This is a genomic window from Bradyrhizobium sp. GW821-FHT12B03 (genome assembly GCF_058807535.1).
Genome location: NZ_JBXAQU010000006.1, coordinates 77,218 through 93,133 on the forward strand (window position 1 = coordinate 77,218; position 15,916 = coordinate 93,133).

The following is a 15,916-nucleotide window of genomic DNA, read 5'->3' on the forward strand; positions in this document are numbered from 1 at the left end:
ATGTCGAAAACAACCCCATGCACAGTAGCCGGCTCGTCCGGCTATTTTGCTGCGGTTTTGCGAAAAGACATGTGCAGGCAATGACCTGAGCGCGATCAGGTCCCGCGCTTGGTCGCGTCCTGCTTTCTTAAGCCCCGACCAGCGCCTTCGTCGTCGGCAGCAGCGTCTGCTGCACCACGAGGCCACGGGCGCGGGCGTCCATGACGCCGACGGCGCGCAGCGCCAGCAGGGTCACGGTCTGCACCGCATCGCGCATCTTGACGGGATCTTCGAGATTGTCGGGCGCGAGCGGCCCGACCAGGGCCTCGTGCAGCGCGCCGAGCAGCGCGGTGGCGGCCAGCGCGGTGTCCTGCGCCGGCAAATGACCGGCGCGCACGGCGGCGTCGATGCGGGCGGCAATCTCGCCGGCGATCTCGCGCCGGCTGGCGAGCCGGGAGGCGCTGACATCGACATCGACAGGCTCGGCCAGGATGCCCCAGGCCAGCCGGCGCTGCGACAGGGTATGGACCGCCACGGTGGTGACGGCCGCCGCCAGCGCCGAGGACGGGCCCGGTGCAGCATCCGCCGCCCGGCGGATCGCCGCGAGCTCGTCCCGCGAAACCTCGGCGATCAATTCGGAGATCAGCTCGGCCTTGGAGGGGAAGTAGCGATAGACGGTGCCGGCCGCGACATTGGCCCGGACCGCGACCGGCGCAATCTGCACCGCCGCCATCCCGCCTTCCGCCGCCGCCTCCCGCGCCGCCGCCAAGATCGCACTGCGCCGGGCCGCAAGGCGCTTAACCACTTGATGCGTCCGCCGATAAACCATGGCGCGCTTCCTGTCCCACACGCTTGCCGCACGCCCTGCGGCCGAACGCTTCGTCACTGCAAGAGATGCAAATCGCCCCGCAAGGACTGAACAACTATTCAGGAGGGATGACAAGATGCATTTGCGTGAAGCTTCGCAGCGAACGGGCTGGAGCGCCGAAGCCCTGGCCGCAAAGGCGGCATGGGCTCGGCTCGCTCCCACCTTGGCAACGATCTTGCCGGCCGGAGCTACTACGGGGACTGGCGAGTTAGCCGGGGATCGGAAGACGAGATGCTATTGCGCGATTTCCACCTGGAAAGACCGCCGCTCGATCTCGGCACCTCTTCGGCTCAGAATAAAAGTCGCCGTGTAAGTGCCAGGCGGCCAGGCGGAGCCCGCCCGCTTCCGCCCAGCCGAGATGAAATATTGGGCCTGGTCTCGCGGCAGCTTCGGTGCGCGATACTCCGCGATGACTTGCCCCTGAGGTGACTTCAGCTCGATGGCTTGCTCGTCTTCCGACTGAAGTCCGATTGTCCGGACATACGCAACGATGGCCGCAGAGTGAGATACTACACCGTAAAACCGCCAGAGCCTTCGGCAATCTATGAGGCCAAGGCGGCTCAACGCGCCGATCATTAAAATTGCAGCGATTACATTGGCAAAAGGTTGATCCTGGTGGTTACCGCCATTTTAAGGTGAGTCCATGACTGTACCGAGGTACTGCGATCTCCCCTTGGTGCAGCATGGTCGACACGGACACCCGGACCGCCTGGCAGCTCTTCCAGTTGAACTGGCTTCCCATCGTTGGCATGGGCAGCCTGCTGGCGTTCGGCCTGCCCGCAACCGGGCTGAGCCTCGAACCCGTCGCCTACGGCGTCACGCTCACGATCGCAGCCGTGCTCGTCGCAGTCGCCTATCGCCACCGATTCTCCAGGGGTGAGCTCGCCGACCCGAAGCTGGTGTTCTCGCTCGGCACGATCGGACAGATCATTCTCACCTGCGCCATCGTCGGACCGCTGAGCTATGTCGCGGGCAAAATGAACTGGCCGCTCCAGGACGACGCACTGCTGGCGATCGACCGCGCGCTCGGCCTCGATCCCGAACCGATCGCGCGCTTCGTCAACGACCATCCCTGGCTCGCAGACATCCTGGCGCGCGGCTACGGACTGATCAAATGGCCGCTGCTCGGCATCCCCGTCGTGCTGACGCTGACGGCGCGCCATGTGCGGCTGCAAGTGTTCATGCTCGCGATGAGCCTCGCGCTCGCAGTCACCATTGTGATCTCCGCCGTCGTGCCGGCGATCGGCACCTATTACGGGCTGCAATTGCCGGCCGCGCATTTCCCCGAGATCAACACCGTGATCTATGCCGGGCAGTTGCGCGACATCCTGGCACTGCGCGACGGCAGCCTGCACGAGCTCCGGCTGTTCTTCCTCTCCGGCATCGTCTCGTTTCCGAGCTTTCACGCCGCATCCGCCGTGCTCTACATGTGGGCGCTATGGCCGGTGCGCGGCATCGGCGGCATCGCGGCCGCGCTCAACATGCTGATGATCGCGGCGACGCCGGCGATCGGCGCGCATTACCTCATCGACGTCGCCGGCGGCATCGCGGTCGCCGCAGCGTCGATCTGGGTGACGACATTCTATGTCCAGCGGCTCGGCGGCGCGTCGCCCGTGTCCGCCGCACATGCACCGGCCGCGGTCTGGCAGACCAGCCTCGCGGAATGACGGCGATAGTCGCTGTCGGTGAGAAGCTGCCGTAGGGTGGGCAAAGGCGCGTAGCGCCGTGCCCACCATCTCTCCGCAAAGACGATGAAAGTGATGCGAACGCCGACGCTTCCGCGTCATTGCGAGCGCAGCGAAGCAATCCAGGAATCACTCCGCGGAGACAGTCTGGATTGCTTCGCTGCGCTCGCAATGACGATGTGGGTACACTGAGCCCACCATCTACGGCATGCCTGTGCGATGGTGGGCCCGCTTCCGCCTTCGCTCTACGAGCTACGGCGGACAAGTCGCTTTGCCCACCCTGCGATTTCTGCGATTCCGTCATCCTGAGGTGCTCGCGTAGCGAGCCTGGAAGGATGCACGGCCCCGATGCAGCCGGGCCGTCGCCCTTCGAGGCTCGCCGAAGAGGCGAGCACCTCAGGGTGACGGTGATGGATTGGGGGCTTGGAAATATGCCGTGCCTCCAAAAGAAAAGAGCCCCGTCGAAGACGGGGCTCTCAAATTTCTCAGATCGTCCAGCTCTTACTTGAGGCTGGTCGAGATCGAGCCGAACTTGGTGTTCAGCGTGCTGCCGAGGTTGTTGACGACGGTGATGATGGCCAGCGCGATGCCGGCGGCGATCAGGCCGTATTCAATGGCGGTGGCGCCGGACTCATCCTTCACGAAACGCGCAACGAGGTTCTTCATAGAGTGCTCCCAAAAAGTACACGAGGCTACAACTGGTCTGGTCTCTTCGGCTTCCCAGCGCCGCCCGACCATGGAACCGAACGTAGAGGCAAAGAATTGCGCCGCAGTTAATTCGACTGCGTAAACAAGGCGCGGTTTGCGTGTATTGGCCGATGGTAAACCGAAATCTAAAACAATCCGTTAAATTATCCGGACATCAAGCCGGCGCCGGACTCCTCCCTTCCGCTCCGATGGAAGCGGCATCGAAGTTGAGTCTGAATTCCCCGTCTTGACGCGTTTGCGCGACGCGAACCGGTATCCACTTCGCTCGAAAACGCGTTCGTCCGCGGATTTACCCGAAGTTATGACCGCCGTGGTCCAATGCAGCCCGCTCGGCCAAACCGACAAGAACAAGCAGAACGACGAGGCGGCATGTCCCTTTCCTTCGCCAACAGCATCGCAGGTCAGAGCCGCGCGCGAGCGCTGGTGCCACTGTGCGTCGGTGCAGGCGCCTATCTGTTCTTCCTCTGCGTCGGCGACACGCTGCTTCAGGATTCCGACTCGTTCTGGCAGATCAGGATCGGGCAATGGATCCTCGATCATCGCGCTTTGCCCTATACGGACTTCTATTCCTTCACCCGGCCCGGCGCGCCCTGGGTTTCGACCTCGTGGCTATCGCAGGTGCTGTACGCCCTCTCCTATGCGCAATGGGACTGGGCCGGGCCGGTGATCCTCACCGCGCTCGCCGTCGCATTGTCGGCGGCGATCCTGGTCGACCTGCTCGACGCCCATCTGGAAATGCCGCGTTCAGTGCTGTTCGCGATGCTGGCGGTCGTGCTGTCGCTGCATCACATCCTGGCGCGGCCGCACATGCTGGCGCTGCCGGTGATGATCGCATGGGTCGGCATGCTGATGGCGGCGGCCGATCGCAGGGGCACGCCGTCATGGTATTGGCTGCCGCTGATGTCGCTGTGGTCGAACCTGCACGGCGGCTTCGTGCTGGGCCTGGCACTGATCGGCCCGATGTCGTTCGTGGCGCTCTGGGGCCTGGACTCCGGCAAGCAGGTCCGGCTGCTGCTGCGCTGGTTCCTGTTCGGCGTCGCGGCGCTGGCCGCGAGCTGCGTCACGCCCTATGGCTGGCGCACATTGCTGGGCGCGACCAATATCCTCAATCTCGGCGAGCTGCTGACCGTCATCTCCGAATGGTCGCCGGCGAACTTCGCGTCCTTCACCGCGTTCGAAGGCGCGCTGCTCGGCCTGATCGCGATCGGGCTGTATCGGGGCCTGACGCTGTCGCCGCCGCGCATCCTGCTGATCGTGCTGCTGACCTGGATGGCGCTCAGCCATGTCAGGAGCATCGAGGCCTTCGCCTTCCTGGTGCCGCTGGTGCTGGCCAAGCCGCTCGGCGAAAAATCACAGCTGCTGCAAGCCGACGCGCAAGGCGGCGAGAGCTGGCCCGCCCGCTACGTGACCATAACGGGTGCATTGATGATCGTGGCAGCAAGCTGGACCTCGACCTCGATCTTCATGTCGCATCACCGCTTCGCCTTCACGATGGACCAGACGCCGGTTGCCGCCGTCGACCTGCTCGAGAAACGCGGGGCCAAGCGCATCTTCAACGCCTACAAGTTCGGCGGCTATCTGATCGCGCGCGACATTCCGGTCTTCGTCGACGGCCGCGCCGAGCTCTATGGCGAGAAATTCGTGATGGATTTCTTCAAGGCGACGGAGGGCCGAAAGCCCGAGATCCTTCCCCGCCTGCTGGATGAGCACAAGATCGATGCGACGCTCCTGGTCGCCGATACTCCGGGCCCGCAGATCCTCGACCACCTCAAGGGATGGAAGCGGATCTATGCGGACGATATCGCGGTGATCCATGTGCGGGACGACGCGGAAGGGGCTACCGCGGCGGCGAAGTGAGCGCAGAGCCGTAACGGGCTCCGCCATTGCGAAAGATTCTGGATTGCTTCGCTGCGCTCGCAATGACGGAGGTTGCGGCACGGCGTGCGTCCCTCTCGTGTCCCGGACGCGCTGTGGAATGGTGGGCACGGCGCTTCGCGCCTTTGCCCACCCTACTTTTGCTTTTGGCGGTCCTTCACGGGGATCACGAGCTTCAGGCCGGACCAGACGTCGTCGACGGCGCAGACCTTGATGTCGACGAGGCCGTTGGCGAGCGCGGTCTCGCGCACCAGCGTTTCCGTCACGTCGGTAACGACGCCCGAGGCCTTCTTCGGCCATGACGCCCAGATCATGCCGTCGGGCACGATCGCCTTGCGATAGCTGCGCAGCCTGGCGGCAAAGCCTTTCGCCTCGGTCGCGAAGACATGCACCATGTCGAGCGGCGCCTTGGGCGTCTTTGCGATCCTGACGTCGTCAGGCAATTCACCGACGAGGTCGGTATAGGCAACAGACAGGCCGTCCACGAAAATACAAAAGCCCGGCTTGATGCCGAGCTTTTGCACTAACGGTTTGCCGGAATAGCCGGCCATAGCCCGCAGGATTTACGCCTGCGGCTGCGGCTCCAGGCCGGGATCCGTATCGGGCCGCGGGCGCGACTTGCCGGCCGGGGGCACGGCGGAGGCGCGCGGCGTGGTCGGTTCGAGCACGGACTCGCGGTTCGGCTTCTTGCCCTTGAGCAGATCGACGATCTCGTCGCCGGAGAGCGTCTCGAACTCGAGCAGGCCCTTGGCGAGCGCTTCGAGGTCGGCGCGCTTCTCGGTGAGGATGCGCGTCGCTTCGTTGTAGCCCTCTTCGACGAAACGCCGGATCTCGGTGTCGATCTTCTGGACCGTGGCTTCCGACGCGTTCTGGGTGCGCGACACCGACATGCCGAGGAAAACCTCGTCCTGGTTCTCGCCATAGGAGACGGTGCCGAGCGCCTCGGACAGGCCCCAGCGCGTCACCATCATGCGGGCCAGGCGCGTGGCCTGCTCGATGTCGGAGGACGCACCCGAGGTCACCTTTTCACGGCCAAAGATCAGCTCTTCGGCGACACGGCCACCCATCATGATGGCCAAGCGCGAGGTCATCTGCTCCAGCGACATCGACAGCTTGTCGCGCTCGGGCAGCTGCATCACCATACCCAGCGCACGACCGCGCGGAATGATGGTCGCCTTGTGGATCGGGTCGGTCGCGACGACGTTGAGGCCGACGATGGCGTGACCGCCCTCGTGATAGGCCGTCAGCAGCTTCTCTTCCTCGGTCATGACGAGCGATTTGCGCTCGGCGCCCATCATCACCTTGTCCTTGGCCTCCTCGAACTCGGCCTGCGTCACCATCCGCTTGTTGCGGCGGGCGGCGGTCAAGGCGGCCTCGTTGACGAGGTTCATCAGGTCGGCGCCGGAGAAGCCCGGGGTGCCGCGCGCGATGGTCTTGAGGTTGATATCGGGGGCCAGCGGCACCTTGCGGACGTGCACCTTGAGGATCTGCTCGCGGCCGACGACGTCGGGATTGGGCACCACGACCTGGCGGTCGAAGCGGCCCGGACGCAGCAGCGCGGGATCGAGCACGTCGGGGCGGTTGGTCGCGGCGATCAGGATCACGCCCTCGTTGGCCTCGAAGCCGTCCATCTCGACCAGCAACTGGTTCAGCGTCTGCTCGCGCTCGTCATTGCCGCCGCCGAGGCCCGCGCCGCGGTGACGACCGACCGCGTCGATTTCGTCGATGAAGATGATGCAGGGCGCGTTCTTCTTGGCCTGCTCGAACATGTCGCGCACACGAGAGGCGCCGACACCGACGAACATCTCGACGAAGTCCGAACCGGAGATGGTGAAGAACGGCACGTTGGCTTCGCCCGCGACCGCACGCGCGATCAGGGTCTTACCGGTGCCGGGAGGACCGACCAGCAGCACGCCGCGCGGAATACGGCCGCCGAGGCGCTGGAATTTGCCGGGGTCGCGCAGGAATTCGACGATCTCCTGGAGATCCTGCTTGGCCTCGTCGACGCCGGCGACGTCCTCGAAGGTGACGCGGCCATGCGCCTCGGTCAGCATCTTCGCTCGCGACTTGCCGAAGCCCATCGCCTTGCCGGCGCCGCCCTGCATCTGCCGCGACAGGAAGATCCAGACGCCGATCAGCGCGATGAAGGGCAGCCAGGAGACCAGCAGCGAGACGAACCAGGGGACGTTGTCGCCCGGCGGCTTCGCGGTGATCTGGACCTTGCTGTCATAGAGGCGCTTGACCAGCGTCGGATCGTTCGGCGCATAGGTCTGGAAGCTCGAGCCGTTGGTGAAGGTGCCGTGGATGTCTGGCCCCTGGATCACGACGTCGCGCACATTGCCGCGGTCAACCTCGCTCAGCAGCTGGGAGAAGGCGATGTCCTGCGAGGAGGCGCGCTGGCCTGGATTCTGGAAGAGCGTGAACAACGCCAACAGCAGCAAGACAATGATGACCCAGAGGGCGAAATTGCGCAGATTGGCGTTCATCGATCTTCCTTCGTGGTCGCGCGGATCGCGGCCTGATCCTTGGGTAGTGACTTGGGGCAGTACGAGGAAATTCCCAAGGAATCCTCTTGGTTAGACGCATACAATTTAGGTGCCGCCCCGGTCGCTGCCAAGGGAACGAGATGGGACTATTTATCCCATCTTAGAGCGATTCCCGCTGAAATAATGGCGTCCTGCCCGGGGTTTTTCCTGCCTGGTTAAGGTGACCCGACGGCGCGGCCTCGAAACAGCCGGTGTCATGATCCGCCCCTATCCGCCCTTGATCCTCCCTTGCGCCGCCGGGCCGGCGCCGGCGCAATGTGGATACGCCCGCCGACAAGGCTGATCAAGGCTCCCGCAAGGGTTTGCTTCAGGACCGGGCGGCCATTTGCGGCTGCGCGGGGCGTGGCGGCCATGTCCCGATCAAGGATGTCCTGATCAAGGATGGCCTGATCCAGCGCGCCCAGCAGGGTTTCGACCTTGCCGAGTTCCGCCGGCCCCTCATGGCCGAGCGCGTTAATGGCCCGCAGCAAGAGCCGCAGCCGAACCTCCTCCGGCAGGCCGGCAAACGCCGCGGCCGCGAAGCTTCGCTCCCCCACCTGCGGCGCATCGCCGCGATCCTGCAAACGGAGGAAGCGCTCGGCGCCGTCGGCCAGCACCTCCACCGCCGCATTGGCGCGCGCCAGCCTGCCGGCGAGCCGCGCCAGACTGCGGGCATCGCCGCCCTCGGCCGCAAGCTGCGGCAGCAGAGCGCGCAGCCGCGGCCGGGTGAAGGCGGTGTCGCGGTTGGTGGGATCATCGGCAAAGCCGATCTTCGCGCGCTTCAGGGTCGCGATCAGCTGCGCCTTCGGGACCTCGAGCAGCGGGCGCGCCAGCACGATACCGTCGCGCTCCGTGAGGCGCGCCATCCCCGACAGCCCGGCGAGCCCGCTGCCGCGGAGCATCCGCATCAACAGGGTCTCGGCCTGGTCGTCGCGGGTATGGGCGGTCAGCACATGACTCGCGCCGGCACGACGCGCGGCCTCTGCGAGCAGGCGGTAGCGGACCTCGCGCGCGGCCGCGGGCAGTCCCGTCTTCGGCTTGGCGCCGCGCCAGCGCAGGGTCCGGTGCGGCAGGCCGAGCTCGGCGGCGAGCCGCTTCACCGCGCGCGCCTCGCGCGCGGCTTCCGGGCGCAGGCCATGATCGACGGTGACGACGGTCAGAAGCGGGCCGCGCGCCAGGCCGCGCTGCCAGCGCGCGGCGAGCCACATCAGCGCGACCGAGTCAGGCCCGCCGGAGACCGCGAGCACCAGCGCGGGTGCGCCTTTGAGCTCGGCGAAGAGCCGCCTCGCCTCGCGCGCGGAGATCGGAGAATTGTCGTCGTCTGACATGACGCTGCCCAGCAATCGCCAGCGGATGGCGCGCACGATTTTAGCGCAGCGCCATTCGTCTTGTCAGCTCAATGGCGGGGTGTCAGCACTTCACCCGCTTCTGCTCGCGATCGACGGCGGCTTTGACGCCGGCGGAGGCGCGCGGATATTTGCGGCCGACCTCGCCGAAGGCGGCGCAGGCGGCCTCCTTCTCCTTCAGCGCGGCCAGCGACTGACCGAGCCGCAGCAGCGCATCCGGCGCCTTGCCCGACTTTTCGTATTTGGTGGTGACGGCGAGGAAGGCTTCCGCGGAGTCGCGATATTGCTGGCGCTGGAAGTAGCTCTCGCCGAGCCAGTACTGCGCGTCGCCGAGCAGCGGGTCGCTCGGGTATTTCTGCGCGAAATTCTTCATGGTCTGCTCGGCGAGCGCATAGTCCTTGCGCTGCATGTAGCCGATGCCGAGGTCGAACTCGTCGCGCGGCGTCGCCGAGGGCGGCAGCGTCGTCAGACCCGTGCCACCGCCGGGCGCCGGATAGCCCTGCTGCTGCGCGGGCGGGTAGCCAGGCTGCGCTGCCGGCGGCACGCCTTGCTGATAGCGCGGGCTGGTGTTGGCGAGGTCGAGCGGCTCGCCGGCGTTGCGCCCGCCGGGGGCGCCTGCCGGCATCGGCTGCTGCCCGCCGCCGAGAACGCGCGGCGCGCCGGGCGCGCTCGGATTCTGGCTCGGGTCGAACGCGTCGCCGCGGCGGCGCGTGCCGGGGGCGCCGGGCGCCGGCTGCTCCTGAACGATCGGTGCCGGAGACGCGATCTGCGGCTGCTCGTAATTCGGCTGGACGGGCTGCTGCTGGCGATAGGGCGGCGCGGCCTGCGCGGGCGGCACGGCGGCGACATTGGGCTGGACCGGCGCCTGTCCGGGCCCGGCTTGCGCACCGCCTTCGAGCGCCCGCAGGCGCTCTTCGAGCTGGCGGTTGCGGTATTGCAGCTCTTCGTTCTGGCCGGTGAGCTGGCGCAGCTGGTTCTCCAGCCGCTCGATCCGCATCTCGGGGTCATCATCCGTCTGCGCCAGAACAGGCGAGCTCAACAAGACGGGCGAGCACAAGGAGAGCAGCGCGGCGGTCGCCACGGTGCCGGTAATGACCTTAAATCTGGATGACATCTTGCCCTGACGACGAAAGCGAAATGGCCTGCGACGGAACATTCGACGCGCCACACATTGAAGGGGAGTACGCCAAAAATGTGACTGGCACCACGGTGTTTCCGTCACAGATCGCTGAAACGAAACCGGCGCCCGAGAGGGCGCCGGCATAATCGGTTTCTGAAGATGAACGGCGCCTGACCAGATTGCGTCAGGAGCTCGCGTTCAGCACGGTGACGGCGCGACGGTTCTGCGACCAGCAGGAGATGTCGTTACAGACGGCGACCGGCCGCTCCTTGCCGTAGGAGATCGTGCGCATGCGGTTCGGATCGATGCCGCGCGAGGCGAGGAACGAACGCACCGACTGGGCACGGCGGGCGCCGAGCGCGATGTTGTATTCGCGGGTGCCGCGCTCGTCGGCATGACCTTCGATGGTGAAGGAATAGCGCGGATAGCTCTGCAGCCACTGCGCCTGCTTCTCCAGGGTCACGATCGCCTGCGGGGTCAGATCGGTCTGGTCGCTTTCGAAGAACACACGGTCGCCGACGTTAACGACGAAGTCTTGCTGGCTGCCCGGCGTCGCCGCGTTGGCCATCGCATCCGCAGCAGAGTTCTTGTTGGCGCAGGCTCCCATCGACAACGCGACGGCAAGCACCGCGGCCAGCTTCAATCCCTGGAGGATACGCATAGGATGTTTCATTCCGGAGCCTCCACGCTCACGTTAGTCCACTGCTGTCCGGTCTACAGGGGGTTGGTTAAGCGAACGTTCCGTCAACCTTGATGGGATGTTGCCAGAGCCGGTCAAATGCCCCCCACCGGCGAAAAGCACCCGTCATGGTTAATGGGTTGTAAATGTGGCGCGAGGGTGAAGGCAAGCCGCGTTAACCGGCAAATTCGCTGGCTTTGCTTGAATTTTGAGCCTGCGCCCGGGAAATCCCGGAGCGCCTTCGGTCAGCCGGGGCCGCCGGAATCAGGCGTGAGCGGCGTCCGGCACCAGCGCCGGCTGCTGCGGGACCTGGCGCTGCCCGCTGCGCCCGAACAGCATCCGCCGCTCGAAGGCGGTGGACCGCATGATCGGATAGCGCTCGAACACCTTCTTGCGGAAGGTCGGGAAGTCAGCCGCCATCAGGCCGAAGGCCTTGGTGAGGCCGGGGACGATCCGGGGCTCGGCGATCGGCGCGTGCAGGAACACCCGGCGATAGAACGCCTGATGTTCGGGACGCACGATCGCCAGACCGAGATCGGCATTGAAATGCTCGCATGCCATGTAAGCGAGGCGCAGCGTCAGATAGGGCAATTCCGGAATGCGCTTCACCTGGTCGGGATCGGCGACAAACCGCGTGGGGTCGATCATGACCTCGCCGCGATCGAGCCGCGGCAGCACCACGTCGGAGAAGACGTCGGCCGAGGTCGACGAGCGCCATTCCGACGTCAGCACGCTGATGCGCACGGAGCTGCAGAGCTCGCCCTGGAGATAGACGCCGAAGGTCCACGCGTTCGGCAATTCGTCATACTGATCGGTGACGCGCGCGTCGGGAGATTCCTGGACGGCGCCTTCACGCAGATAGGCGCGATAGCGGAGATTGTAGATCTTCTCCTTCTCCGCCTCGGTTTCCGCAAGATGATAATCGACGTCGGTCAGGAGCTCCGCACCCCGTCCAACAGCCGAAATGATCGTTCTGGCTGAGGACTGCATTCCAACTCCTTACCCACAACCGCTCACCGCAAGCGCGCGGAGACAACCTCCACGCGCGTGATAATTTATTAACAGCTTCTTAACAACGACGCAAAGCAATCGAGGGGTTAGGGTTAACCCCCCGTAGGACTACGGTGTTCAGCAACAGACTGAAACGACAGGAAATTCGCGGAAGCGGCGTCAGGCGAAGGAGCGCGAGCCGGCGACCTGGAGCGGGCTCTCGCCGCGCCGTCCATGCGAGGCGTTGAGGAGCTGGCGCATCCGCACGGCGGGCACCGGGCGGCTGAACAGATAGCCCTGCGCTTCGGAGACGGTGCCGTCGGCGCTGATCAGCTCGAGCTGTTCGTTGGTCTCGATGCCCTCGACCACGACCGCCATGCCGAGATCGGCGGACAGCCGCGCGACGCCGCGCAGCAGCGTCAGCGGCCGGTCGGTGTCGATGCCTTCGAGGAAGGAGCGGTCGATCTTCACCTTCTGCATCGGGAAATTATGCAGATAGCTGAGGCTCGAATAGCCGGTGCCGAAATCGTCGAGCGAGATGCGCACGCCGAGCGCGTGCAGCTGCGACAGGATATCGTGGGTCAGCTGGGTGTTGCGCAGCAGCGAGGATTCGGTGATCTCGATGTCCAGCCGATGCGCCGGCAGCCCCGAGACCTCCAGCGCGTAGCGGATCTCGCTCAGCACGTCGCGCTGGTGGAATTGCTGCGGCGAGAAGTTGACTGCGACGCTGACGCCCTCCGGCCACTTCATGCATTCCATGCAGGCGCGGCGCAGGATCCAGCGGCCGAGATCGACGATCAGGCCCATGTCCTCGGCGACCGGAATGATGTCGACCGGGGAGACCGTGCCGCGAACCGGATGATTCCAGCGCAGCAGCGCCTCGCAGGTGGTGATCTTGCCGGACTTGAGATTGACCAGCGGCTGGTAGAACAGCTCGAACTCCTCATTGGCGAGCGCCTTGCGCAGGTCGAGCTCGAGGATGCGGCGGGCCTCGACGGTCGCCGCCATCTCGTCGCGGAAGAAGCAGAAGGTGCCGCGGCCGTCGGCCTTGGCGCGGTACAGCGCCATGTCGGCGTTCTTGAGCAGCGTGTCTGCGCTGATGCCCTGCGGCGAGGTCAGCGCGATGCCGACGCTGGCGCCGATCTCGACCAGATGATTGTCGATGCGGTAGCGCTCGCTCAGCCGTTCGACGATGCGGCGGGCGAGGCTCGCGGCATCCTCGGGCGCGCTGATGTCCTGCTGGAACACGACGAACTCGTCGCCGCCGAAGCGGGCGACGAAATCCTCCGGCCGCAGCATCTCGCGCAGGCGGTTGGCGACCGCGCACAGCAGCTGGTCGCCGCAGGGGTGACCGAGCGTGTCGTTGACCTGCTTGAACTGGTCGAGGTCGATGAAGAGCAGCGCGGAGAGCCGCTCGGCATGGTGCGAAATCGCCAGCAGCCGCTCGATCTCGTCGCGGAAGGAGACCCGGTTGGGCAGCGCGGTGAGCTCGTCATAGCGGGCGAGATGGCTGATCCGGGCCTCCGCGTTGGTGCGTTCGGTGATGTCTTCCAGCAGCAGCACGGTGCCGCCGCCGGTCATCGGCTGGAACGTCCAGGACAGCGAGCGGCCACGCGCGGGATTCGGATCCGCTGTGACGATCTCGCAGATCCGCGCGTGCTCGATCTCGGCCAGGACCTGGTTGCCGCTCTCCGCCGAGATGGAGCCTGAGGCGACGCAGGCCGACACGATGTCGGTGGCGGTGGCGCCGCGCTTGACCAGGTCCTCGGGCAAGTTCATCAGCTCGCCGAAACGATGGTTCATCACCGCAAGGCGCCCGTCGGCGCGAAACATGCACAGGCCGTGCGGCATGTTGTTGAGCGCGGTATCGAACTGGCTCGCCAGCGCGGATTCGCGAAAGCTCGAGGTCAGCGCCTTGACGAAGATCGCATGCAGGCTGAGGTTGATGTTCTTCAGGGCAATGAAGAACAGCACGAGCAGGATCGCGAGCCCGATATAGTAGAATCCGCCATGCAGCAGCAAAGCGAGCGACATCGGGCCGCAGGCGAGCGCGACGTGCCACTGGATCACCCTCGGCTGGCCGTAATTGCGGGCGGCGCCGCCGGCGGTGTAGCCGACCGTGACGGAAACGCAGAGCATGTTGGCGACCGCATCGTCGTTGTTGAAGATGACGACGAAGCACCACAGGCCGATGACCGCGGCATAGATCAGCGCGCCAAGCCAATAGCGCGGCTCGAGATGCTGCGCCTCTTCGAATGTCAGGGCCGGCATCCGGTTTTCGTAGCGCCGCATCTGAAATGCGCGCGCAGTGCCGATGGCAATGATCAGAAACGCGATCGGCCAAAGCAGGACGTCGCCGGTCTTCAGCGCGGTCATGACCGCGGCCACGGCCGTGCTGGCCGATCCGAGGAAGATCGCCCAGAAATTCTGCACCATAGAGTTGATGAGAGCGGCGTAGAGTATCGGCTCCAGCTCGTCTCGATCACTCTGCTTCTGGTCGGCCAGCTGCATTGCCTGTTACGCGTCCTGTTTGGCGCGTACTTTTACCCAGCCCAGGTGAAGTCTTTCTGAGGGAACATCGTTAAAGGCGAGTTGTTTTTCGGCAATAGCGAACCTGTTTCTGCTGAAATATCAAGCAACTAGGCAAGCCTTGCCGGGCTCAAGGTGAAGGAAAGCTTGCTTCGCGTAGAGAAACCGAAAAAATCGGCGTGATTTTTCGAAAACATCGCGCGTCCGAACGCGCGATGTTTTAGCCGCTCTGTTGTCAGCCTGACGTCGAGGACAAGAGCGGCGACCATGCCGGATCGGAGGCGAAGCCCGGCGTCGGCACCTTCAGCTCGTTGCGGCCGGAGATGTCGACGGAGTACAGCGACGGTCCGCCGTTGCCGCCGGGATCGCGGAAGAACATCAGCACGCGGCCGTTCGGCGAGAAGGTCGGGCCCTCATTGTGGAAGCCTGAGGTGAGCAGCCGCTCGCCGCTGCCGTCAGGCTTCATGACGCCGATCGAGAACTGGCCGCCGCCTTGCCTCGTGAAGGCGATGTAGTCGCCCTTTGGCGACCACACCGGCGTCGAATAGCTGGCGTTGGTGTCGTCCTTGGAGAAGGAGATGCGCTGCGCAGCTCCCCCGCCCGCGCTCATCACATAAATCTGCGACCTGCCGCCACGATCGGACTCGAAGCAGATGCGGGTGCCATCCGGAGAATAGGACGGAGACGTGTCGATCGCCGGCGTGTCGGTGAGGCGCGTGGTCGAGCGCGAACGCAGATCCATCACGAACAGGTTGGAATTGCCGCCCTGCTGCAGGCTCATGATGACGCGCTGGCCGTCGGGCGAGAAGCGCGGCGCAAAGGTCATGCCGGGGAAGTTGCCGACGATCTCGCGCTGCCCGGTCTCGATGTTGAAGAGATAGACCTTCGGATCGCCCTGGCCGAACTCCATGTAGGTGATCTCTTGCGAGTTCGGCGAGAAGCGCGGCGTCAGCACGAGGTCTGCGCCGCGGGTCAGATAGCGCACATTGGCGCCGTCCTGGTCCATCATCGCGAGCCGCTTGACGCGGCGCTCCTTCGGCCCGGACTCGTCGACGAACACGACGCGGCTGTCGAAATAGCCCTTCTCGCCGGTCATGCGCTCGTAGATCTGGTCGGAGATGATGTGGGCGATGCGGCGCCAGTATTCCGGCGAGGTGAAATATTGCTGGCCGGCGAGCTGCTGGCCAGAGACCACGTCCCACAGGCGGAATTCGGCCTTGAGCCGTCCGTCCGGCTGCCGCGTCATGCGGCCGGTGACGAGGGCCTGCGCGTTGATGGTCTTCCAGTTCTGGAATTGCGGCGCGACGTCGATGTTGCTGATGCGCTCGATGAAAGCGGCCTGGTCGATCGGCGCGAACAGGCCCGAACGCTTCAGATTGTTGGTGATGACCTGCGTGACGCCGTTGCCGACGTCGCCGTCGGACGGCGAACCCGGCACGAAGCCGCTGATCGCGATCGGAATCGGCTGGAATTCGGTGGGATCGATGCGAATGCGCGGCTGACCCTGGGCGAAGGCGTGCCCGCCCCCGAGCATGGCAAGCGCCGATCCGGTGACGGTCATGAAGCGGCGGCGGGTGATCGATCGGGCGTCATTCATTGCAAAATTCTTTTG

At 65.1% G+C, this 15,916-nt stretch carries 12 protein-coding genes; 2 read left to right on the forward strand and 10 right to left on the reverse strand.

Annotated elements, in window-relative coordinates:
• Window positions 1–127: 127 nt before the first annotated feature.
• A complete protein-coding gene (locus AC1RUR_RS13775) occupies window positions 128–808 on the reverse strand; it encodes a TetR/AcrR family transcriptional regulator (RefSeq protein WP_026311776.1) in 681 nt (226 codons plus the stop codon).
• Between the two features lie 722 nt (window positions 809–1,530).
• On the opposite strand from AC1RUR_RS13775, the gene AC1RUR_RS13780 reads away from it, so the two are divergent.
• On the forward strand, window positions 1,531–2,514 hold the full coding sequence (locus tag AC1RUR_RS13780) for a phosphatase PAP2 family protein (protein ID WP_492844761.1): 984 nt from the start codon (window positions 1,531–1,533) through the stop codon (window positions 2,512–2,514).
• 519 nt (window positions 2,515–3,033) lie between these two features.
• On the opposite strand, the gene AC1RUR_RS13785 is transcribed toward AC1RUR_RS13780, so the two are convergent.
• Window positions 3,034–3,198, reverse strand: a complete 165-nt coding sequence (locus AC1RUR_RS13785; protein ID WP_130363127.1) for a Flp family type IVb pilin — start codon at window positions 3,196–3,198, stop codon at window positions 3,034–3,036.
• Between the two features lie 411 nt (window positions 3,199–3,609).
• Here AC1RUR_RS13785 and AC1RUR_RS13790 point away from each other — a divergent pair, with 411 nt between their 5' ends.
• On the forward strand, window positions 3,610–5,097 hold the full coding sequence (locus AC1RUR_RS13790) for a hypothetical protein (protein WP_492844763.1): 1,488 nt from the start codon (window positions 3,610–3,612) through the stop codon (window positions 5,095–5,097).
• Between the two features lie 152 nt (window positions 5,098–5,249).
• Here AC1RUR_RS13790 and AC1RUR_RS13795 read toward each other — a convergent pair whose 3' ends face one another.
• The 8 genes from AC1RUR_RS13795 to tolB form a co-directional block, all read right to left on the reverse strand.
• Window positions 5,250–5,666 (reverse strand): DUF3052 domain-containing protein, encoded by a 417-nt coding sequence (locus AC1RUR_RS13795; RefSeq protein WP_492844765.1) that lies wholly within the window; start codon window positions 5,664–5,666, stop codon window positions 5,250–5,252.
• Between the two features lie 12 nt (window positions 5,667–5,678).
• Window positions 5,679–7,601 carry an ATP-dependent zinc metalloprotease FtsH gene (gene ftsH / locus AC1RUR_RS13800; protein WP_492844767.1) on the reverse strand — a complete coding sequence of 641 codons (1,923 nt, stop codon included), beginning with the start codon at window positions 7,599–7,601 and terminating at the stop codon, window positions 5,679–5,681.
• A gap of 254 nt (window positions 7,602–7,855) precedes the next feature.
• Window positions 7,856–8,968 carry a tRNA lysidine(34) synthetase TilS gene (gene tilS / locus AC1RUR_RS13805; protein WP_492844769.1) on the reverse strand — a complete coding sequence of 371 codons (1,113 nt, stop codon included), beginning with the start codon at window positions 8,966–8,968 and terminating at the stop codon, window positions 7,856–7,858.
• Between the two features lie 82 nt (window positions 8,969–9,050).
• Entirely contained in the window at window positions 9,051–10,100 is a 1,050-nt protein-coding gene (ybgF, locus tag AC1RUR_RS13810; protein ID WP_492844771.1) for a tol-pal system protein YbgF, read from the reverse strand.
• A gap of 190 nt (window positions 10,101–10,290) precedes the next feature.
• On the reverse strand, window positions 10,291–10,779 hold the full coding sequence (gene pal, locus AC1RUR_RS13815; RefSeq protein ID WP_008136891.1) for a peptidoglycan-associated lipoprotein Pal: 489 nt from the start codon (window positions 10,777–10,779) through the stop codon (window positions 10,291–10,293).
• A 270-nt stretch (window positions 10,780–11,049) separates the two neighbouring features.
• Entirely contained in the window at window positions 11,050–11,775 is a 726-nt protein-coding gene (locus AC1RUR_RS13820) for an N-acyl amino acid synthase FeeM domain-containing protein (protein ID WP_492844773.1), read from the reverse strand.
• A gap of 180 nt (window positions 11,776–11,955) precedes the next feature.
• Window positions 11,956–14,286, reverse strand: a complete 2,331-nt coding sequence (locus AC1RUR_RS13825; RefSeq protein ID WP_492844775.1) for a putative bifunctional diguanylate cyclase/phosphodiesterase — start codon at window positions 14,284–14,286, stop codon at window positions 11,956–11,958.
• Between the two features lie 253 nt (window positions 14,287–14,539).
• Window positions 14,540–15,901: a Tol-Pal system beta propeller repeat protein TolB gene (tolB, locus tag AC1RUR_RS13830; RefSeq protein WP_492844777.1), complete on the reverse strand. Its 1,362-nt coding sequence runs from the start codon at window positions 15,899–15,901 to the stop codon at window positions 14,540–14,542.
• Window positions 15,902–15,916 lie beyond the last annotated feature (15 nt).

Bases quoted from the DNA above. Each gene is read 5' to 3' on its own strand.
- AC1RUR_RS13795 (WP_492844765.1), bottom strand. From the start codon at position 5,666: ATGGCCGGCTATTCCGGCAAACCGTTAGTGCAAAAGCTCGGCATCAAG.
- AC1RUR_RS13820 (WP_492844773.1), bottom strand. From the start codon at position 11,775: ATGCAGTCCTCAGCCAGAACGATCATTTCGGCTGTTGGACGGGGTGCG.
- AC1RUR_RS13785 (WP_130363127.1), bottom strand. From the start codon at position 3,198: ATGAAGAACCTCGTTGCGCGTTTCGTGAAGGATGAGTCCGGCGCCACC.
- tolB (WP_492844777.1), bottom strand. From the start codon at position 15,901: ATGAATGACGCCCGATCGATCACCCGCCGCCGCTTCATGACCGTCACC.
- tilS (WP_492844769.1), bottom strand. From the start codon at position 8,968: ATGTCAGACGACGACAATTCTCCGATCTCCGCGCGCGAGGCGAGGCGG.
- AC1RUR_RS13775 (WP_026311776.1), bottom strand. From the start codon at position 808: ATGGTTTATCGGCGGACGCATCAAGTGGTTAAGCGCCTTGCGGCCCGG.
- AC1RUR_RS13825 (WP_492844775.1), bottom strand. From the start codon at position 14,286: ATGCAGCTGGCCGACCAGAAGCAGAGTGATCGAGACGAGCTGGAGCCG.
- AC1RUR_RS13790 (WP_492844763.1), top strand. From the start codon at position 3,610: ATGTCCCTTTCCTTCGCCAACAGCATCGCAGGTCAGAGCCGCGCGCGA.
- pal (WP_008136891.1), bottom strand. From the start codon at position 10,779: ATGAAACATCCTATGCGTATCCTCCAGGGATTGAAGCTGGCCGCGGTG.
- ftsH (WP_492844767.1), bottom strand. From the start codon at position 7,601: ATGAACGCCAATCTGCGCAATTTCGCCCTCTGGGTCATCATTGTCTTG.
- AC1RUR_RS13780 (WP_492844761.1), top strand. From the start codon at position 1,531: ATGGTCGACACGGACACCCGGACCGCCTGGCAGCTCTTCCAGTTGAAC.
- ybgF (WP_492844771.1), bottom strand. From the start codon at position 10,100: ATGTCATCCAGATTTAAGGTCATTACCGGCACCGTGGCGACCGCCGCG.